Source organism: Pseudomonas sp. (assembly GCF_036387035.1).
Lineage (GTDB): Bacteria > Pseudomonadota > Gammaproteobacteria > Pseudomonadales > Pseudomonadaceae > Aquipseudomonas.
In genome coordinates, this window is the sequence record NZ_DASVUM010000123.1 from 1 (window position 1) to 20,058 (window position 20,058).

At 60.6% G+C, this 20,058-nt stretch carries 17 protein-coding genes and 2 pseudogenes; 14 read left to right on the forward strand and 5 right to left on the reverse strand.

The genetic code is table 11. The features are described 5' to 3' along the window. Positions 1–329: 329 nt before the first annotated feature. Entirely contained in the window at positions 330–1,628 is a 1,299-nt protein-coding gene (gbcA, locus tag VF672_RS11420) for a glycine-betaine demethylase subunit GbcA (protein ID WP_331104711.1), read from the reverse strand. A gap of 328 nt (positions 1,629–1,956) precedes the next feature. Between gbcA and gbcB the strand changes: the two genes are divergently transcribed. Next, positions 1,957–3,057 (forward strand): glycine-betaine demethylase subunit GbcB, encoded by a 1,101-nt coding sequence (gbcB, locus tag VF672_RS11425; RefSeq protein WP_237251596.1) that lies wholly within the window; start codon positions 1,957–1,959, stop codon positions 3,055–3,057. A gap of 74 nt (positions 3,058–3,131) precedes the next feature. Here the strand turns inward: gbcB and VF672_RS24585 are convergent, their stop codons facing one another. Together VF672_RS24585 and VF672_RS24590 are read right to left on the reverse strand one after the other, a co-directional pair. Beyond that, a complete protein-coding gene (locus VF672_RS24585; RefSeq protein ID WP_414705595.1) occupies positions 3,132–4,004 on the reverse strand; it encodes a methyl-accepting chemotaxis protein in 873 nt (290 codons plus the stop codon). Continuing rightward, positions 3,987–4,784: pseudogene (locus VF672_RS24590) on the reverse strand (MCP four helix bundle domain-containing protein); the annotation flags it as partial. The gene VF672_RS24585 and the pseudogene VF672_RS24590, both read right to left, overlap by 18 nt. 289 nt (positions 4,785–5,073) lie before the next feature. On the opposite strand from VF672_RS24590, the gene VF672_RS11435 reads away from it, so the two are divergent. Continuing rightward, positions 5,074–5,307: a hypothetical protein gene (locus tag VF672_RS11435; RefSeq protein WP_331104726.1), complete on the forward strand. Its 234-nt coding sequence runs from the start codon at positions 5,074–5,076 to the stop codon at positions 5,305–5,307. Further along, a complete protein-coding gene (locus tag VF672_RS11440) occupies positions 5,304–5,606 on the forward strand; it encodes a cell division protein ZapA (RefSeq protein WP_331104713.1) in 303 nt (100 codons plus the stop codon). The genes VF672_RS11435 and VF672_RS11440 overlap by 4 nt, the downstream gene beginning before the upstream one ends. A 28-nt stretch (positions 5,607–5,634) precedes the next feature. Here the strand turns inward: VF672_RS11440 and VF672_RS11445 are convergent, their stop codons facing one another. Beyond that, positions 5,635–6,675: a low specificity L-threonine aldolase gene (locus VF672_RS11445; RefSeq protein ID WP_331104714.1), complete on the reverse strand. Its 1,041-nt coding sequence runs from the start codon at positions 6,673–6,675 to the stop codon at positions 5,635–5,637. Between the two features lie 99 nt (positions 6,676–6,774). On the opposite strand from VF672_RS11445, the gene VF672_RS11450 reads away from it, so the two are divergent. The 11 genes from VF672_RS11450 to VF672_RS11500 all read left to right on the forward strand — a co-directional run bounded on the left by VF672_RS11450 (position 6,775) and on the right by VF672_RS11500 (position 19,667). Then, positions 6,775–7,521: a TraX family protein gene (locus tag VF672_RS11450; RefSeq protein WP_331104715.1), complete on the forward strand. Its 747-nt coding sequence runs from the start codon at positions 6,775–6,777 to the stop codon at positions 7,519–7,521. Positions 7,522–7,825: 304 nt separating this feature from the next. Further along, the gene (alaC, locus tag VF672_RS11455) at positions 7,826–9,043 is read left to right on the forward strand and encodes an alanine transaminase (RefSeq protein WP_331104716.1); all 1,218 of its coding nucleotides are present in this window, start codon (positions 7,826–7,828) and stop codon (positions 9,041–9,043) included. Between the two features lie 227 nt (positions 9,044–9,270). Further along, positions 9,271–10,524: a serine hydroxymethyltransferase gene (gene glyA, locus VF672_RS11460; RefSeq protein WP_331104717.1), complete on the forward strand. Its 1,254-nt coding sequence runs from the start codon at positions 9,271–9,273 to the stop codon at positions 10,522–10,524. A 15-nt stretch (positions 10,525–10,539) separates the two neighbouring features. Then, positions 10,540–11,790, forward strand: a complete 1,251-nt coding sequence (locus tag VF672_RS11465; RefSeq protein WP_331104718.1) for a sarcosine oxidase subunit beta family protein — start codon at positions 10,540–10,542, stop codon at positions 11,788–11,790. 13 nt (positions 11,791–11,803) lie between these two features. Further along, positions 11,804–12,118 (forward strand): sarcosine oxidase subunit delta, encoded by a 315-nt coding sequence (locus VF672_RS11470; protein ID WP_331104719.1) that lies wholly within the window; start codon positions 11,804–11,806, stop codon positions 12,116–12,118. Next, positions 12,115–15,135: a sarcosine oxidase subunit alpha gene (locus tag VF672_RS11475; RefSeq protein WP_331104720.1), complete on the forward strand. Its 3,021-nt coding sequence runs from the start codon at positions 12,115–12,117 to the stop codon at positions 15,133–15,135. The genes VF672_RS11470 and VF672_RS11475 overlap by 4 nt, the downstream gene beginning before the upstream one ends. A gap of 67 nt (positions 15,136–15,202) precedes the next feature. Continuing rightward, complete coding sequence (locus VF672_RS11480) at positions 15,203–15,835, forward strand: sarcosine oxidase subunit gamma (RefSeq protein ID WP_331104721.1); 633 nt, start codon at positions 15,203–15,205, stop codon at positions 15,833–15,835. A gap of 140 nt (positions 15,836–15,975) precedes the next feature. Then, positions 15,976–16,833 carry a formyltetrahydrofolate deformylase gene (purU, locus tag VF672_RS11485; RefSeq protein WP_331104722.1) on the forward strand — a complete coding sequence of 286 codons (858 nt, stop codon included), beginning with the start codon at positions 15,976–15,978 and terminating at the stop codon, positions 16,831–16,833. A 126-nt stretch (positions 16,834–16,959) separates the two neighbouring features. Then, the gene (gene fdhA, locus VF672_RS11490) at positions 16,960–18,159 is read left to right on the forward strand and encodes a formaldehyde dehydrogenase, glutathione-independent (RefSeq protein WP_331104723.1); all 1,200 of its coding nucleotides are present in this window, start codon (positions 16,960–16,962) and stop codon (positions 18,157–18,159) included. Positions 18,160–18,393: 234 nt separating this feature from the next. Further along, positions 18,394–18,939 carry a DUF1190 domain-containing protein gene (locus VF672_RS11495; protein ID WP_331104724.1) on the forward strand — a complete coding sequence of 182 codons (546 nt, stop codon included), beginning with the start codon at positions 18,394–18,396 and terminating at the stop codon, positions 18,937–18,939. Positions 18,940–19,103: 164 nt separating this feature from the next. Continuing rightward, positions 19,104–19,667: a DUF2780 domain-containing protein gene (locus tag VF672_RS11500; protein ID WP_331104725.1), complete on the forward strand. Its 564-nt coding sequence runs from the start codon at positions 19,104–19,106 to the stop codon at positions 19,665–19,667. Between the two features lie 52 nt (positions 19,668–19,719). Here VF672_RS11500 and VF672_RS11505 read toward each other — a convergent pair. Continuing rightward, positions 19,720–19,868: pseudogene (locus tag VF672_RS11505) on the reverse strand (acyltransferase); the annotation flags it as partial. Positions 19,869–20,058: the final 190 nt, after the last annotated feature.

Consider the following 20,058-nt stretch of genomic DNA (forward strand, 5'->3'; position numbering starts at 1 on the left):
AGTGCTTTATTAATAACATTCGTACAAAAACGTTCAAGTTCGTTCAGGCTGTAAATTTCTGATCGTTTCGTAGGATAATTCGGCGGTGTCGTAGGCCGAATTAAAAAAGCACTGAGTTTTCAAAGGATTTTTTGTAGGAAAGGCTGTTTTTTGAATCGAAACTTCATCCGCCAATATTCAGGTAATTTCACCAGAGGGGGCATGCAGCGCACACTTGAACGCTGATGCCGATCCAAAACGCATCGCGGGCAAGCGCGCTGCTACAGATCGAACCTCTGCAGAAGCGCGGTTGCCCGCGAGGGTGTCAGTTCAAGTGCGACAGTTAAACCTTACTCGTGATTAACCGCTACTCCCTTTAAATACGAAGCTGGCTCGGCGCCCATGTTCTCCAGCAGCTTGGCGCTGTACCAGTCGATGAAGTTCACCACCCCGAACTCATACGTCTTCGAATATGGCCCCGGCTGATACGCGACGGAGTTGATCCCGCGCTGATTTTCTTCGGCCAGGCGGCGGTCCTGGTCGTTGGTGGCGTCCCACACTTCACGCAGTCGTGCGACGTCGTAGTCCACGCCTTCGACGGCATCCTTGTGCACCAGCCATTTGGTGGTGACCACGGTTTCCTGCGCGCTGATCGGCCACACGGTGAACACGATTACGTGGTCGCCCATGCAGTGGTTCCATGAGTGTGGCAAGTGCAGGATGCGCATCGAGCCCAGTTCCGGATTCTGAATGCGGCCCATCAGTTTCTTGCTGCCTTGCTTGCCATCGATCGTCATCGAGACGGTGCCCTTGAGCAGCGGCATGCGCACGATGCGGTTGCGCAGGCCAAAGCTGGCGTGGGCGAACGGAATTTTTTCGGCTTCCCACGCGGCAGCGGACGCCGCGACGTGGTCCTTGAATGCCTGGTCGGCACGCGGGTCGGTGACGTCGTCCCACTCAAGCAAGGTGTTCAGCAGTTCGGGATGCGAACCGTTGCAGTGGTAGCACTCGCGGTTGTTTTCCAGCACCAGCTTCCAGTTGGCTTTTTCGACCAGGGTGGTTTGCACCGCCACCTTGGTGTTCTCCATGTCGTACGGTTCCATGTAGTGGTTCAGTGTCTGCAGGAACGCGTCGATAGCGGGCGGGTTAACGGCCATGCTGATGAAAATATAACCGCCCGCCACTTTGCAATGCACCGGTTTGAGGCCGAACTGCTTCATGTCGAAGTCCGCACCCATCTCGGTGCCCGCATACAGCAGACGGCCGTCAAGCTCATACGTCCACTGGTGATACGGACACACGAGTTTGGCGACCTTGCCCTTTTCCTTGGTGCACAGGCGAGAGCCACGGTGGCGGCAGACGTTGTGGAAGGCATTGATCGAGCCGTCCGGTGCACGGACGACCAGAATCGGGTTTTTGCCGATCTGCAGGGTGAGGAAGTTGCCCTTGGCCGGCACTTCGCAGGTCATGCCCGCGATCAGCCACTCTTTCTGAAAGATTTCCTGCATGTCGATTTCAAACAGCCGCTCATCGCTGTAGAAAGGCTGCGGCAGCGAGTAAGTGCGCTCGCGGGTGTGCAGCATCTCGGCAGTGGCCTTGCGCGCAGGTTCCAGCGGATCGCCCAAGCTCAGAGTTGCGGTGACGTCCATCTTTCAAGTCCTCAGGCCGCGCTTGGCGCCGCCTACGAATGTGGCTGATACGGTGGGTGTGTAGCGAAGCGGGCGAGGCAGCAGTGATTTTGCCGCTCAGGCGGATGGATAAAGATTCTGTAAACAATTGACGGCGAGTGTGGAGCCGGGCGCGACGAGAACCTTATCCATGGGCGACATGGCCGAATCCGTTTCCGACGGCCCGACCCCTATAGACCGGGGCTGGTCGCCATAAGTATGTGAATGTCGCTGATAGGTAAATAGGCGGGTCGCGCGTTACGCAGAATCGCCACCATAAGAGGCCGACCGTCGGCCGTGGAGAGTGAGTATGTCCCAGAGTTTCCTCAGCCCGGTCAACACCCAGACGTGGGCCAACGGCCGTCACCTGGTGCGGGTCGTCAAAGTGATCCAGGAAACGTGGGATGTACGCACGTTCTGCTTCATGGCCGACCAGCCGATTCTGTTCTTCTTCAAACCCGGACAGTTTGTCACCCTGGAGCTGGAAATCGACGGCGTGCCGATCATGCGCTCGTACACCATTTCCAGTTCGCCTTCGGTACCCTACAGCTTCTCCATCACCATCAAGCGCGTACCCGGCGGCAAGGTTTCAAACTGGCTGCACGACACGTTGCACGAAGGCCAGGAGCTGGCCGTGCATGGCCCGGTGGGTCTGTTCAACGCCATCGACTTTCCGAATCCTAAAATCCTCTACCTCAGTGGCGGCGTCGGTATCACGCCGGTCATGTCCATGGCGCGCTGGTACTACGACACCAACGCCAACGTCGACATGGTCTTCGTGCACAGCTCGCGCTCGCCCAAAGACATCATTTACCACCGCGAACTTGAACAGATGGCGTCGCGGATCAATAACTTCGCCCTGCACATCGTCTGTGAAAAGCATGGGCTGGGTGAGCCTTGGGCGGGTTATCGGGGCTATCTGAATCAGAAGATGCTCGAACTGATGGCGCCGGATTTCATGGAACGCGAGGTGTTCTGCTGCGGCCCGACGCCGTACATGAGCGCCGTGAAGCGATTGCTTGAAGCCAACGGTTTTAACATGGCGCAGTACCACGAAGAATCGTTTGGCGCGACGCCGCCCGAAGCGCGCGCCGATGCAGTGGAGCATGCCGAACAGGCGGCCGACGCGCCCGATCTGGATGTCGCTGAATTGCATCAGGTCGAGTTCACCGACACCGGCAAGAGCATTCGCGTGGCGCCCGGCGAAACCGTTCACGCAGCGGCTGCCAAGCTGGGCCTGATGATTCCCAAGGCGTGCGGGATGGGCATCTGCGGCACCTGCAAGGTGATGAAGCTGAGCGGCGAGGTCGAAATGGAACACAACGGTGGCATCACCGATGACGACGTCGAAGAGGGCTACATCCTGTCCTGTTGCAGCGTGCCGAAGGGCGACGTGCGCATCGAGTACTGAGTTTCGGGTATGAGGAGGAGCGCCAAGTGCGCCAGAGGGCCGACCCGGTCTCGAGTCGGCCTGGGTAACGCTGGTTACACTTTGAAGCGCGCAACCATGCCGTTCAGGTCCACGGCCAGACGCGACAGCTCGTTGCTCGCAGCGCTGGTCTGATTGGCACCTGTCGCAGATTGAGTCGACAGGTCGCGGATGTTGACCAGGTTGCGGTCCACTTCCCGCGCAACTTGCGCCTGCTCTTCCGCCGCGCTGGCGATGACCAGGTTGCGTTCGTTGATTTCCACAACCGCGCTGTTAATGGTGTCCAGCGCAAGGCCTGCGCCTTTGGCGATGTTCAGGGTCGATTCCGCACGCTCAGTGCTGCTGCGCATGGAATTCACGGCCTGTTCGGTGCCGCCCTGGATACTGCCGATCATGCGTTCGATTTCGCTGGTCGATTGCTGGGTGCGGTGGGCGAGGGCGCGAACTTCGTCGGCGACCACGGCAAACCCGCGACCGGCTTCACCGGCACGGGCCGCTTCGATGGCGGCGTTGAGCGCCAGCAGGTTGGTCTGATCCGCCAGACCGCGAATCACATCCAGCACTTTGCCGATGTCACGGGATTCGTCCGCCAGGTTGCCGATCAAGGTGGAGGTGCTCTGCACGTCGTTGCTCATGCGTTCGATGGCGCTGACGGTTTCCTGCACCAGATCGCGGCCATCGCTGGCGGAAGTGGTGGCGTTCTTAGAGGCTTCCGATGTGCTCACGGCGTTACGTGCGACTTCTTCCACGGCGCTGGTCATCTGGTTGACGGCGGTGGCGGCCTGTTCGATTTCGTTGTTCTGCTGGGACAAGCCGCGCGCGCTTTCGTCGGTGACGGCGTTCAGCTCTTCGGCTGCCGAGGCAAGCTGCGTGGCCGAACCTGAAATGCGTTGCAGGGTGTCACGCAGCTTGGACTGCATCTTCAGCATCGCGGCCAGCAAGCGGCCCGCTTCGTCAGTACCGTCTACGGTAATGGTGCGGGTCAGGTCGCCTTCGGCGATGTCCTCAGCGGCGTTCAGTGCCGAAGCGATAGGGCGGGTGATGCTGTTGGTCAGCAACCAGGCGAACAGTAAGGTCAGCGCAGTGGCAATGATCAGCAGCGTGACGACCATCGTGAACGCCGACGAGTACTGCTGAGTCGCGTTGGCACTGGCTTCGTTCAGCTGCCGCGTGTTGATTTCAACCAGCTTGCCGAGCACTACATTCATCTGATCCGAGTTGGTTTGCAGATCGGCGTTGAGCAGGCGGGTCAGCTCGGTCATGTCGTTGGCCTGACTCAGCGACTTCATGCGGTTTTCGAGCTGGCGATAATCGTTAAGCAGTTGCAGGTACTGGTCGTAGGCCGATTGTTCTTCAGGCGCGGAAATCAGTTTGACGTAGACCGCACGGGCATCGTCGATCTGCTTGTTGCGCATGGCCAGCAGTTCGTTGGTTTTCTGCAACGTGTCAGGGTCGCGGTTAAGCATCAGGCGATAGGAGAGAACGCGCAGACGGATGCTGCCTTCGGTCAATTTATCCAGGGCCTTGATGCTGGGCATGCTGTTGGTGGCCATGACCACGTTGGCGCTGTTGATCTTGTCCATCTGCGACAGGGCGAAGATGCCCAGGACAAGCATGAGCAGGCCGATGACGGAAAAACCGAGAAAGGCGCGGGGCGCGATATTCAGATTACGTAGGGACATTACGGTTCCAGAGAGGCCGCGATCCATGCGAGGCGAAAGATAGAAACGACAGAGATGCACGGGTTATCGGTCGGCCTCACGGGGACTTGATGCCGCTGGTCTGCGCTGTGCGGTTATGTCGCAGCCAATGAACTGACGAACAGCAGGAACAAGATCGCGAAAACGTAGTCAATCAGGGCCGTTATGCGTTTGCGGAATAGAAGCGGTTGAGAGGCTTGTTGTTCGGTGTAGTGGCGTGAATGCCCTGATTTCACTGGTAGCTAAAGTGACTTTTCTTTATCGTACGCGCCCTTTGAAATTTGCCCGAGATATCAAAATGTTGGAAGCATCCCTAAGCCAGTTGGAAAAGCTCGTCAGTGACCTGGTGCAGCATAATCAGGAGCTGCAGAACACGAACGCGCAACTCGCCGAAGAGTTGAAGCAAGCCCGGGATGACAACGACAGTCTGCAGTTGAGTCTGATGGAGCAGGAAGAGAAGCAAGGCGCTACGGCTGCGCGCATTCAAGCGCTGGTTGATCGCGCCACCCGTGTCAGTGCGGTTGACGCATGATCACTGATCAGGACGGCGCCAAGGTTATTTCCATCCTTGGCAACGACTACACGATCAAGGCACCTGCCGGGCAAGAGCAGACCTTGATGGATGCGGTGTCGATGCTGAAATCGGCGCTGTTCGAAACCAAGCGCAGTTACCCGACGTTGATCGGCGACCGTCTGCTGGTGCTGGCGGCACTGAACCTGTGCTCAAAGCAAATCGAACTCAAGCAGCAACACGCCCAAGCGCTGAGCCTTTATGAAGCCAAGGTCAGCGCGACGGTCGAGGTGATCGAGAAGGTGATTGCTCAGGGTTGATTCACTGTTTCGAAGCTGATCGTGTCAGTCAGCTGCTCATCACCAGGCGAATGTCCGCGGCCAGCTCTCGTATGCGGGCTTCTTCGGTGTCCCACGAGCACATGAAGCGGGCGCCGCCGTTGCCAATGAAGGTGTAAAAGCGCCAGCCTCTCGCGGTCAGCGCGGCAATGGCGGCTTCCGACAGTTGCAGGAAAACCCCATTGGCCTGCACGGGGAACATCAGATCCACGCCAGGAATGTCTTTCACCAGATCAGCCAGCAACTGCGCGCAGCTGTTGGCGTGGCGCGCGTGTTTGAGCCACGCGTCGTTTTCCAGCAAACCCACCCACGGCGCCGACAGAAAACGCATCTTTGAGGCCAGCTGGCCGGCCTGTTTGCAGCGATAGTCGAAGTCTTCGGCGAGGGCGTGATTGAAGAACAGAATCGCCTCGCCCACTGCCATGCCGTTTTTGGTGCCACCGAAACACAGCACATCAACGCCGGCCTTCCAGGTCAGTTCTGCAGGCGAGCAGCCCAGGAACGCGCAGGCATTGGCAAAGCGGGCGCCGTCCATGTGCAGGTTCAGGCCCAGCTCCTTGCAGGTCTCGCTGATGGCTTTCAGTTCTTGCGGCAGATACACGCTGCCCACTTCCGTGGCTTGGGTCAGCGTGACGACGCGCGGTTTGGGATAGTGGATATCGGCGCGTTTGAGCGCGACTTCACGAATGGAATCAGGCGTCAGCTTGCCGTTCTCGCTGCGAGCGGTCAGCAGCTTCGAGCCGTTGGAGAAGAATTCCGGCGCGCCGCATTCGTCCGTCTCGACGTGGGCGGTTTCCGAGCAGATCACGCTGTGGTAACTCTGGCAGAGCGAGGACAGCGCCAGGGAGTTGGCCGCCGTGCCGTTGAAGGCAAAAAACACCTCGCAGTCTGTTTCGAACAACTGACGGAATTGATCGGCCGCGCGCGCTGTCCATTGGTCGTCACCGTAGGCACGCTGGTGCCCGTGGTTGGCTTGCTCCATGGCCGCCCACGCTTCCGGGCAGATTCCCGAATAGTTGTCGCTGGCAAACTGCTGGCTTTGGTCTGACATGGCCGGTTCCCTGTAATCGAAGGCTGCGACTGTAACCAAGATTGATCGGTTTGGTCATGCATTCTTGCGTCAGAAAATTCAGCCAGACAGCGAAGTCATATGACCGAACCGAAATCAACGACCGCACCCGTGCGAGATCGCGCGTTGGACCTGCTCAAGTGGCTGGCGATGCTGAGCATGGTGATGGATCACCTGCGCTATGTCGGCTGGCACGCCAATTGGCTGTACGTACCGGGGCGTCTGGCGTTCCCGTGGTTTTGCCTGGCGATTGCGGTGAATGTCGTGCGCAGTGGCCGGCGTGATGCCGAGCCTTCGATTCGGTGGAAATACCTGGCCTGGCTGGCGGTGTTTTCCGTGCTCGCTGAGCTGCCCTACCGGATTTACATGGCCGGGGAGGTCACCACTCTCAATGTCCTGCCGACGCTGACGTTGGGTTTGCTGGCGGCGCAGGGTGCATTGAGTCGCTCATGGCCGGCGAGGATGCTTGGTATCGCCGCGTTGGGTGTGGGTGTCGCGTTCGGACCGGAATTGATGTTTGGGGCGTATGGGGTCCTTCTGCCGCTGGCGTTCGTGCTCGTCCTACGCACCTCGTTATGGCTGGCAATCGTGCCGGGGATCGTCTGCTTGTTGAGCAACGAGTGGCCGAAAATCATCGACGGCATGACGTGGGGCGATCCTATTTCCATCGGCGCACTGGCGGCTTGCCTGCTGGCGCCACTGCTCGGATTAGCAATGCTTCGCAGCCGCCCTGCATTCAGCGTCTGGCCGATGCGGCGCTGGGCTTACCTGATTTATCCGGTGCATTTTTTGCTGTTGTTCGGGCTGCGTGCCTTGCTTGCCGGTTAAGACGATCCCCCGGCCAGATACGGTGAATCAGTGGGACCGGCTGCAGCCGGGAAGAGGCCGGTGTGGACGCCATCAGTTTTGCAGCGTAACGCCCGACGCCTTCCCGGCTAAAGCCAGTCCTACTATCGGACCGTGATCATCCAGTAAGACCGGCTTCAGCCGGGAAGAGGCAGGGTGAGCACCATCAGTTTCGCGGTGTCGGTGTAGACAAAGCGCTATTCCCGCCCGTATCTTCCGCCTCAGGCCACCGCAGTGGCCAGCGTCGCTCGGACGGTTCCGGGCGCTTACGTCTTCAGAGGTTTCCATGGCAGACCAAGGTTCGCCGCGCCGCTTTGCGCGCATTGATCGACTCCCCCCTTACGTGTTAAACATCACCGCCGAGCTGAAAATGGCTGCTCGTCGTCGTGGTGAGGACATCATCGACCTGAGCATGGGCAACCCCGATGGGGCAACGCCGCCGCACATCGTCGAGAAACTGGTCACCGTCGCCCAACGTGAAGACACTCACGGCTACTCGACTTCGCGTGGCATCCCGCGTCTGCGTCGGGCGATCTCCAACTGGTACAAAAAACGTTATGACGTCGACATCGACCCGGAAGACGAAGCCATCGTCACCATCGGCTCCAAAGAAGGTCTGGCGCATTTGATGCTCGCCACGCTGGATCAGGGCGACACCGTTCTGGTGCCGAACCCCAGTTACCCGATTCACATCTACGGCGCCGTCATCGCCGGCGCCCAGGTGCGCTCCGTGCCGCTGGTGCCGGGCGTGGACTTCTTCGCCGAGTTGGAGAAAGCCATTCGCGGCTCGATCCCCAAGCCGAAAATGATGATCCTGGGTTTCCCGTCCAACCCGACCGCTCAGTGCGTCGAGCTTGATTTCTTCGAGCGCGTCGTCGCCCTCGCCAAACAGTACGACGTACTGGTAGTTCATGATCTGGCTTACGCCGACATCGTCTATGACGGCTGGAAAGCGCCGTCGATCATGCAGGTCCCCGGCGCCAAGGACATCGCGGTGGAGTTTTTCACCCTGTCCAAGAGCTACAACATGGCGGGCTGGCGCATCGGCTTCATGGTCGGGAACCCCGAACTGGTCAACGCGCTGGCGCGGATCAAGAGCTACCACGACTACGGCACCTTCACGCCACTGCAGGTAGCCGCCATCGCTGCGCTGGAAGGTGATCAACAGTGCGTGCTCGACATCGCCGAGCAATACCGCCAGCGCCGTAACGTGCTGGTCAAAGGTCTGCACGAACTGGGCTGGATGGTTGAAAACCCGAAAGCGTCAATGTACGTCTGGGCGAAGATTCCCGATGCCTACGCGCATTTGGGATCACTGGAATTCGCCAAAAAGCTGCTGGCCGAAGCCAAGGTCTGCGTTTCCCCCGGTGTCGGTTTTGGTGAATACGGCGACGACCACGTACGCTTCGCCCTGATCGAGAATCAGGACCGCATTCGTCAGGCTGTTCGCGGCATTCGCGGTATGTTCAGGGCAGATGGGTTGCTGCCTGCAAGACCGGTCTGATTGCGACATTGATCCCCCCGAATCCCCGGCCTCGTCCGGGGATTTTTGTTTTCACGCCCCGCAGAACAGCGCAAATCCCCGTGCCCATCACCCTATGTCGTAAACGCGCCTTTGTGTGGCGTGCGCAGGCATCTGGGCGCTTGGCGTCAGCCCTACCATCGTGGCCAAAGGGCGGTTCGTTGCCCTGTCGATCATTCAGGCGCCGCGCCGCCGCTGGGAGAACCGCGATGTTCAGCAAGCAAGACCAGATCCAGGGTTACGACGATGCACTGTTGGCGGCGATGAGTGCCGAAGAGCAGCGTCAGGAAGACCACGTTGAGCTGATCGCCTCGGAGAACTACACCAGCAAGCGCGTGATGCAGGCCCAGGGCAGCGGCCTGACCAACAAGTACGCCGAGGGGTATCCCGGCAAGCGTTACTACGGCGGCTGCGAGCATGTCGACAAGGTCGAGCAGTTGGCGATTGATCGCGCCAAGCAGCTGTTTGGCGCCGACTACGCCAACGTTCAGCCGCACTCCGGTTCGTCGGCCAACAGCGCGGTTTACCTGGCACTGCTGCAGGCGGGCGACACCCTCCTGGGCATGAGCCTCGCCCACGGCGGTCACCTGACCCACGGCGCCAAAGTGTCGTCTTCGGGCAAGCTGTACAACGCCGTTCAATACGGCATTGATGTGGCCACCGGCCTGATCGATTACGACGAAGTCGAGCGACTCGCCGTCGAGCACAAACCAAAGATGATCGTCGCCGGTTTCTCGGCCTATTCCAAAACCCTGGATTTCCCGCGCTTTCGGGAGATTGCCGACAAAGTGGGCGCGCTGCTGTTCGTCGATATGGCGCACGTGGCCGGTCTGGTCGCTGCCGGCTTGTACCCGAACCCGCTGCCCTACGCCGATGTGGTCACCACCACCACCCACAAAACCCTGCGCGGTCCGCGTGGCGGCTTGATCCTGGCCAAGGCCAACGAAGAGATCGAGAAAAAGCTCAATTCCGCCGTGTTCCCGGGTGCCCAGGGCGGCCCCCTGATGCACGTGATTGCCGGCAAGGCTGTGTGCTTTAAAGAAGCCATGGAGCCGGGGTTCAAAGCCTATCAACAACAGGTGATCGACAACGCCCAGGCCATGGCACAGGTGTTCATCGATCGTGGTTACGACGTCGTTTCGGGCGGGACGGATAACCACTTGTTCCTCGTCAGTCTGATTCGCCAGGGCCTGACCGGGAAAGATGCCGACGCGGCACTGGGTCGCTCGCACATCACCGTGAACAAGAACGCCGTGCCGAACGATCCGCAGTCGCCCTTCGTGACGTCGGGCCTGCGCATCGGCACCCCGGCCGTGACCACGCGCGGTTTCAAAGTTACCCAGTGCATCACGCTGGCCGGCTGGATCTGCGACATCCTCGACAACCTCGGCGACGCCGATGTCGAGGCCAATGTTGCGGGCCAGGTCGCCGCGCTGTGCGCCGATTTTCCGGTTTACCGCTGAGTCAGGAGTCGCACCATGCAGCATTACTCGGGCTTTGGCCTTTTCAAACACTCCCTCAGCCACCACGAAAACTGGCAGCGGATGTGGCGCACACCGACGCCTAAGAAGGTCTATGACGTCGTGATTGTCGGAGGCGGCGGGCACGGCCTGGCAACGGCCTATTACCTGGCAAAGGAACACGGCATCACCAACGTCGCCGTGGTTGAAAAGGGCTGGTTGGGCGGTGGCAACACTGCGCGCAACACCACCATTGTGCGTTCCAACTACCTGTGGGATGAATCCGCACACCTTTACGAACACGCGATGAAGCTGTGGGAAGGCCTGTCTCAGGACCTCAACTACAACGTCATGTTTTCCCAGCGCGGCGTCTACAACCTGTGCCACACCCTGCAGGACATGCGTGATTCCGAACGCCGCGTCAGCGCCAACCGCCTCAACGGCGTGGATGGCGAATTGCTCAACGGCAAGCAAGTGGCTGACGAGATTCCTTACCTGGATTGCTCGAAAAATACCCGTTACCCGATCATCGGTGCGACGGTGCAACGTCGCGGCGGTGTAGCGCGTCACGACGCCGTGGCCTGGGGCTTTGCCCGAGCGGCCGATGCACTGGGCGTGGACCTGATTCAGCAAACCGAAGTGACCGGCTTTCGCAAGGAAAACGGCGTGTGCATCGGCGTCGAAACCAACAAGGGATTCATCGGTGCCAAGCGCGTCGGCGTGGTGACGGCCGGTAACTCCGGGCACATGGCCAAGCTCGCCGGCTTCCGACTGCCGGTCGAATCCCATCCGCTGCAAGCGCTGGTGTCCGAGCCGATCAAACCCATCATCGACAGCGTGATCATGTCCAACGCCGTACACGGCTACATCAGCCAATCCGACAAGGGCGACCTGGTCATCGGTGCGGGCATCGACAGCTGGCTCGGCTATGGTCAGCGCGGCTCTTATCCGGTGATCGAACACACCATCCAGGCGATCGTCGAGATGTTCCCGGTGCTGTCGCGCGTGCGCATGAACCGGCAATGGGGCGGCATCGTCGACACCACGCCGGACGCCTGCCCGATCATCTCCAAAACCCCAGTGGCGAACCTGTTTTTCAATTGCGGTTGGGGCACCGGTGGCTTCAAGGCCACGCCGGGCTCGGGCAACGTGTTTGCCGCCAGTCTGGCGAAAGGCGAGATGCACCCGCTGGCCAAACCCTTCTCAATCGACCGGTTCCACAACGGCGCATTGATCGATGAACACGGCGCTGCAGCAGTAGCCCACTAACAGGAGAAATCCCATGTTGCACATCTTCTGTCCTCACTGTGGCGAACTGCGCTCCGAAGAGGAGTTCCACGTCTCCGGTCAGGCCCATATTCCGCGTCCGCTGGACCCGGCTGCCTGCACCGACGAGGAGTGGGGCGACTACATGTTCTTCCGCGACAACCCACGCGGCCTGCACCACGAGTTGTGGATACATGCAGCGGGTTGCCGTCAGTACTTCAACACCACGCGTGACACCGTCACCTATGAAATTCTCGAAACCTATCTGATCGGCACGCAGCCGCAGTTCGTCAATCCAGTGCCTGCGATCAGAAAGGGAGATCAGGTATGAGCCAGTCCAATCGCCTGCCCAACGGCGGCCGCATCGACCGCAGCAAGGTCCTGAATTTCAACTTCAATGGCCAGACGTATCAGGGCTTCGAAGGCGACACGCTGGCCGCTGCCCTGCTCGCCAACGGCGTCGACATCATCGGCCGCAGCTTCAAATATTCACGCCCCCGCGGGATCTTTGCCGCAGGGTCTGAAGAGCCCAATGCCGTGCTGCAGATCGGCGCCACCGAAGCCACGCAGATCCCCAACGTGCGCGCCACGCAGCAGGCGTTGTACTCGGGCCTCGTCGCAACCAGCACCAACGGCTGGCCGAGCGTGAACACCGACATGATGGGCATTCTGGGCAAGGTCGGCGGCAAGCTGATGCCGCCGGGCTTCTACTACAAAACCTTCATGTACCCGCAATCGTTCTGGATGACCTACGAAAAGTACATCCGTAAAGCGGCGGGCCTCGGGCGTTCGCCGACTGAACTGGATCCGGACACCTACGACAACATGAACCGGCACTGCGACGTGCTGGTGGTCGGTGCCGGGCCTGCAGGTCTGGCCGCAGCACTGGCGGCAGGGCGCAGCGGTGCGCGGGTGATCGTGGCGGACGAGCAGGAAGAATTCGGCGGAAGCCTGTTGGACAGCCGCGAAAGCCTGGACGGCAAGCCGGCGGCCGAATGGGTGGCGACGGTGGTGGCCGAACTGAAAGGCCTGGCCAACGTGACGCTGTTGCCGCGCGCCACGGTGAACGGCTATCACGACCACAATTTCCTGACCATTCACGAGAGGCTGACCGATCACTTGGGCGACCGCGCACCGATTGGCCAGGTGCGTCAGCGCATGCACCGGGTTCGCGCCAAGCGTGTGGTGCTGGCGACCGGCACCCACGAGCGTCCGCTGGTCTACGGCAACAACGACGTGCCGGGCAACATGCTGGCTGGCGCGGTTTCCACTTACGTGCGCCGTTATGGCGTGGCGCCGGGGAAGAAGCTGGTGTTGTCGACCAACAACGATTACGCCTATCGCGTGGCCCTGGACTGGCTCGACGCCGGCCTGCACGTGGTGGCTGTCGCCGATGCGCGGCACAACCCGCGCGGTGCGTTGGTAGAAGAAGCCCGTGCCAAAGGCATTCGCATCCTCACCGGCAGCGCTGTGGTGGAGGCCCGTGGCAGCAAGCGCGTCAGCGCCGCTCGTGTTGCGGCCATCGACGTCAAAGCGCACAGGGTTGCGAGCCCTGGCGAATGGCTGGACTGCGATCTGGTCGCCAGCTCCGGTGGCTACAGCCCGATCGTTCATCTGGCCTCGCACCTGGGCGGCAAGCCGGTCTGGCGCGAAGACATCCTCGGTTTTGTGCCGGGCGAAGCACCGCAGAAACGTGTTTGTGTCGGTGGTGTGAACGGCGTCTACGCCTTGGGCGATTCGCTGGCCGATGGCTTTGAAGGCGGCGTGCGTGCCGCCAGTGAAGCCGGCTTCAAACCGGTTGAAGGCGTCCTGCCGAAAGCGTTGAGCCGTGTCGAAGAACCGACCCTGGCGCTGTTCCAGGTCCCGCACGAGAAAGGCACCGCACGCGCGCCGAAGCAATTCGTTGACTTGCAGAACGACGTCACCGCGGCGGCCATCGAGCTCGCCACCCGCGAGGGGTTTGAGTCCGTCGAGCACGTCAAACGCTACACCGCACTGGGTTTCGGTACCGACCAGGGCAAGCTGGGCAACGTCAACGGGCTGGCCATTGCCGCGCGCTCGCTGAACGTTTCGATCCCGGAAATGGGCACCACCATGTTCCGTCCGAACTACACGCCGGTGACCTTCGGCGCCATTGCCGGACGCCACTGCGGCCACATCTTCGAGCCGGTGCGCTTCACCGCGCTGCACGCCTGGCACGTGAAGAACGGCGCCGAATTCGAAGACGTCGGACAGTGGAAACGGCCATGGTATTTCCCTAAAGCCGGCGAAGACATCCACGCGGCGGTGCGCCGGGAGTGCAAGGCCGTGCGCGACAGCGTCGGTCTTCTGGACGCTTCGACGCTGGGCAAAATCGACATTCAGGGCCCGGACGCACGGGAATTCCTGAACCGCATCTACACCAATGCCTGGACCAAGCTCGATGTGGGCAAGGCGCGTTACGGCCTGATGTGCAAGGAAGACGGCATGGTCTTCGACGACGGCGTGACCGCCTGCATCGCCGACAACCATTTCATCATGACCACCACCACCGGTGGCGCTGCACGCGTGCTGCAGTGGCTGGAAATCTATCAGCAGACCGAATGGCCGGACCTTAAGGTGTACTTCACTTCGGTCACCGACCACTACGCGACCCTGACGCTGTCGGGCCCGAACAGCCGCAAGCTGCTCAGCGAAGTGACTGACATCGACCTGGGCCGTGAAGCGTTCCCGTTCATGACCTGGAGAGAAGGTCTCGTGGCGGGTGTGCCAGCGCGTGTGTTCCGGATTTCGTTCACCGGTGAGCTTTCCTACGAAGTGAACATCCAGGCGGATTACGCCATGGGGGTTCTGGAAAAGATCGCCGAGGCTGGCAAGGCGTACAACCTGACCCCGTATGGCACCGAAACCATGCACGTGCTGCGGGCTGAGAAGGGCTTCATCATCGTCGGCCAGGACACGGATGGCTCGATGACGCCGGACGATCTGAACATGGGTTGGTGTGTCGGCCGTACCAAACCCTTCTCGTGGATCGGCCAACGCGGCATGAATCGTGAGGATTGTGTGCGGGAAGACCGCAAGCAGCTCGTAGGCCTCAAGCCTGTTGATCCGGACAAGTGGCTGCCGGAAGGCGCACAGCTGGTGTTCGATCCGAAGCAGGCCATCCCGATGAAGATGGTGGGCCACGTGACGTCGAGTTATGCGGCGAACTCGCTGGGCTATTCGTTTGCCATGGGTGTGGTGAAGGGCGGGCTCAAGCGCATGGGCGAGCGGGTGTTCGCGCCGCTGGCGGATGGATCGGTGATCGAGGCGGAAATTGTGTCCTCGGTGTTCTTTGATCCGAAGGGCGATCAGCAGAACGTGGAGTAATTCACCTGCAGCGCACGGCTTCCTTGTAGGTTCGCATTCACGGACAACAGAATTCAACAGGTGCTCTATGACCACAGCCAACGTTTACCAACAGCGGCCCGCGACTGACGCCAAGGCCGAGTCGCCGCTGTTTCATGCGGACCTTCAGAGCCTGATAGGCAAAGGCCGCAGCAACCCGGGCGTCGTGCTGCGGGAGAAAAAACTGCTCGGCCACCTGACCCTCCGGGGCAGCGGCCACGACCCGGCGTTTGCGGCGGGCGTGCACAAGGCGCTGGGGATGGAACTGCCGGCGGCGCTGACGCTGGTGTCCAGCGGCGACAGCTCGATTCAGTGGCTTGGCCCGGATGAGTGGCTGGTGATCGTGCCGACCGGTGAAGAATTCGCCGTCGAGCAGACGCTGCGCGAAGCACTCGCCGGTTTGCACATCGCTATCGTCAATGTCAGCGGCGGACAGTCGTTGCTGGAGCTGACCGGCTCGAAAGTCCGCGAAGTGCTGATGAAGTCCACTAGCTACGACGTGCACCCGGATAACTTTCCGGTGGGCAAGGCCATCGGTACGGTCTTCGCCAAATCGCAGCTGGTGATCCGCCGTACCGGCGAAGAGACCTGGGAGCTGGTGATACGCCGCAGCTTCGCCGATTACTGGTGGCTATGGTTGCAGGATGCTAGCGCAGAGTACGGTTTGGGCGTTGCCGCCTGATGCCGGGTTAGCCACACGCGGATCGTTCCCACGCTCCGCGTGGTAACGCCGGCCGTGACGCTTCGCGTCACTCGACAATGGACGCGGAGCGTCCTGAACCGCATTCCCACGCAGAGCGTGAGAACGATTAAGGAATAAATATGAGCCGCGCCCCCGACACCTGGATTCTGACTGCCGACTGCCCCAGCGTTTTGGGCACGGTGGACGCGGTGACGCGTTATCTCTTCGAGCAGGGCTGTTACGTCACTGAGCACCATTCGTTTGACGACCGGTTGTCCAGCCGCTTCTTCATTCGCGTCGAGTTCCGTCAGCCGGAGGGATTTAACGAAGCCTCCTTCCGTGCAGGCCTGGCCGAACGCGGCGAATTGTTCGGCATGATCTTCGAGCTGACCGCCCCGAATTACCGTCCGAAGGTGGTAATCATGGTCTCCAAGGCCGACCACTGCCTCAACGATCTGCTGTATCGCCAGCGCATTAATCAGCTGTCGATGGACGTGGTCGCCGTTGTCTCCAACCACCCGGATCTTGAACCGCTGGCACGCTGGCACGAGATTCCCTACTACCATTTCCCCCTCGACCCCAACGACAAACCGGCACAGGAAGCGAAGGTGTTGAAGGTGATCGAAGAGACCGGCGCCGAACTGGTGGTGCTCGCCCGCTACATGCAAGTGCTGTCGCCGGAGCTGTGCCGCAAGCTGGGCGGCAAGGCGATCAACATTCATCACTCGTTGCTGCCCGGGTTCAAGGGCGCCAAGCCCTACCATCAGGCCTATAACAAGGGCGTGAAACTGGTCGGCGCGACGGCGCATTACATCAACAACGACCTCGACGAAGGGCCAATCATCGCCCAGGGCGTCGAAGTGGTGGATCACAGCCACTACCCCGAAGACCTGATCGCCAAGGGCCGGGACATCGAAGGTCTCACCCTGGCACGAGCTGTCGGTTACCACATTGAGCGGCGTGTTTTTCTCAATGCCAACAGGACGGTGGTGCTGTAGTTGGTCGTTGCAAGCTTCAAGCTTCAAGCCGCAAGAAAAGGCGGTGTGCACACTTCTTGCGGCGTGCAGCTTGCCGCTCGAAACCTGATCCACTCTCTCTCCAACAATAAATAAAGAGGTGATGGCATGTCTGGTAATCGTGGTGTGGTGTATCTCGGCGCGGGCAAGGTCGAAGTACAAAAAATTGACTATCCCAAGATGCAGGACCCGCGCGGCAAGAAGATCGAGCACGGGGTGATCTTGCGCGTGGTTTCCACCAACATTTGTGGCTCCGATCAACACATGGTGCGTGGCCGGACGACTGCCCAGGTCGGCCTCGTACTCGGCCATGAAATCACCGGTGAAGTGATCGAAAAAGGCAGCGACGTCGAGAACCTCAAGATCGGCGATCTAGTGTCTGTGCCTTTCAACGTCGCTTGCGGCCGTTGCCGCTCCTGCAAAGAACAACACACCGGCGTCTGCCTGACGGTCAACCCGGCCCGTGCCGGCGGTGCCTACGGTTATGTCGACATGGGCGACTGGACCGGCGGGCAAGCCGAATACGTGCTCGTGCCGTACGCCGACTTCAACCTTCTCAAGCTTCCCGATCGCGACAAGGCGATGTCGAAGATCCGCGACCTGACGTGCCTTTCCGACATCCTGCCAACCGGTTATCACGGCGCGGTCACTGCCGGGGTGGGTCCTGGCAGCTCGGTGTACATTGCCGGCGCAGGCCCCGTGGGTCTCGCCGCGGCGGCTTCAGCACGCTTGCTGGGCGCGGCAGTCGTCATCGTCGGTGACGTCAATCCTGTGCGTCTGGCCCACGCCAAGGCCCAGGGTTTCGAGATTGCCGACCTGTCCAAGGACACGCCGCTGCACGAGCAGATCGCCGATCTGCTGGGCGAGCCCGAAGTGGATTGCGCCGTCGATGCCGTGGGCTTCGAGGCCCGCGGTCACGGACACAGTGGCGCCAAGGCCGAAGCGCCCGCCACGGTACTCAACTCGTTGATGGGCGTGGTTCGCGTTGCGGGCAAGATTGGCATTCCGGGGCTGTACGTGACGGAAGACCCGGGCGCTGTAGACGCTGCGGCCAAGATGGGCGCACTGAGCATCCGTTTTGGCCTGGGCTGGGCAAAATCCCACAGCTTCCACACCGGCCAGACCCCGGTCATGAAGTACAACCGGCAACTGATGCAGGCCATCATGTGGGACCGCATCAACATTGCCGATGTGGTGGGCGTGGAAGTCATCAGCCTCGAAGACGCTCCGCGCGGTTACGGCGAATTCGATGCCGGTGTACCGAAGAAATTCGTCATCGATCCGCACAAGTTGTTCAGTGCGGCGTGATGGTCTGACGATTGGCTAAAAGGCGACCTTCGGGTCGCTTTTTTTTATGCATGACGTAGGCCTCTCGCACAGCCGGTGTAGGGCATTTCTGAAAGTGCTTGAGGAACGTTTGAATTCCATTCCACCTTGTTTCGAGAGTCTTTTTCCCATGCTATTTGTCCGCCCCGTTTTTCACGTGGTGGGTCATGCATGTTTGCCTGTCTGGTCAGAACCTCGATTCATGTGCTCGTCGCGATGCCCCTCATTCTCTTCCCTGCCACGCTGACGAGCGCTCACCTGGCGTCTGACGCACCCAACTGGTCGTCAACAGAGCTCTTCTTCGAAAATCCGAACGCCTGCATCTGGGCCGGGATGGCGCCGCCGGTGTGCGAGGCCGGATACCGTGCTGCGTATCGCCAGCATGTGCGTGTCGCGCCGACCTATCGTGTGCTGGCCGACTGCGAGGCCGACTTCGCCCCGGGTGAATGTTTCGCCGCCGACGTCTCCCGGCTCTGGTCGCCATGGCTGTCGGGTTTTGCGCTCATCACGCAGGTTCGGCTGACGTTCACCCGAGGCAGCCCTGCGTCCGAAGTCCGCCTCTTCAGCGAACCCCTTTATCGCGGCGATGATCATCAGGGGGGCACTCGGCTCATCAGCCTGCGCGAGAAGCTTCACAATGGTGAGCATTTCGATAACGCGTTCATTCGCCAACGGCGCTTGCAGGCGGGCTCGACGGTTGCAGATCAGCGATTGGCAAGGACCTTTGAGCCCCAGCGACTGTTCTATGTCAGCAAACCCTGAGCGCTACAGCGCATGCCCGCTCGCGTTGACGCCGAGCGCGACGCGGGCCATGGGCGCAACCAGCGCCGGGCGGTAGGGGCCCGGGTGGAACTTCCCTCGGAGGGGTGGTCCAACGCGTGTTTACCCGGCCATGGCCGGTCTTCCGCTAGAACGAGGTTGTTGCGATGAATGTTTTACTGAAACACGTACGCGGTGCTGCGCTGGCGAGCCTCATGGTGCTCGCCGCCACGCCAGTCTTCGCTTTCAATCTGAACGACGCGGCCAACGCGGTGGCGAACGCCACCGGCGGGCAACAGAAAGCCACCGCCGCACCTCAGGCAGCCGGGCTCCTGAACACGTTGGGCACGCAATTGAACGTCACGCCGGAGCAAGCCGTTGGTGGCACCGGTGCCTTGTTGGGGCTGGCCAAGAACAAGCTCGCCGGCAACGACTTTTCGCAGTTGAGTAAATCGGTGCCGGGCCTTGACCAACTGGCCGGCACATCGGCCCTTGGCAGCCTCAGTGGCCTTGGCGGTCTACTGGGCAATTCCGGCAGCAGCAACTCAGCGCTCGACAGTACTCTGGGCAACGTGCAAAGCATGGGTGACGTGAACAAGGCTTTCAGCGCACTCGGCATGAACAGCACCATGGTCAGCCAGTTCGTGCCGGTGATTCTGCAGTACCTTGGTCAGCAAGGCGCTGGCGGTTCGGCGCTGCAGGCGTTGAGTGGGGTGTGGGGCGCCAAGTGACCGAGTGGCTTCGCTAAATGCCGCAGGCGCCGGACCACTTGCGCTCCAGCGGCGCCGCCAACACAAACGCGACGCCGCCCGCCTTGGGCTTGAGCAAGTAACGGTAGGGCGAAGCCTGAGCGGCTTTCTTGACCGGGGAAGGCGCAGGCCCTAAAGGTAGTTCACCACCGTCACCGGCTGGCGCTTGAACAGCTCGCACGCCTCTGGCGGTGAGCAGGTGACGCATAAACACTCGCGGGCGACAGGGTGGCGCGCAATGATAAGCAGGCCGCGCCGGGACGTAAAATCCCGGTCAGCGTCGACGAATGTTTCACCTGTTTGTCAGTAGGCTCTGGAGTGCCCGGCTTGCCTGGCGCTGAGCGCGCATCCTGGCGCGAACCATCGGCAAAGT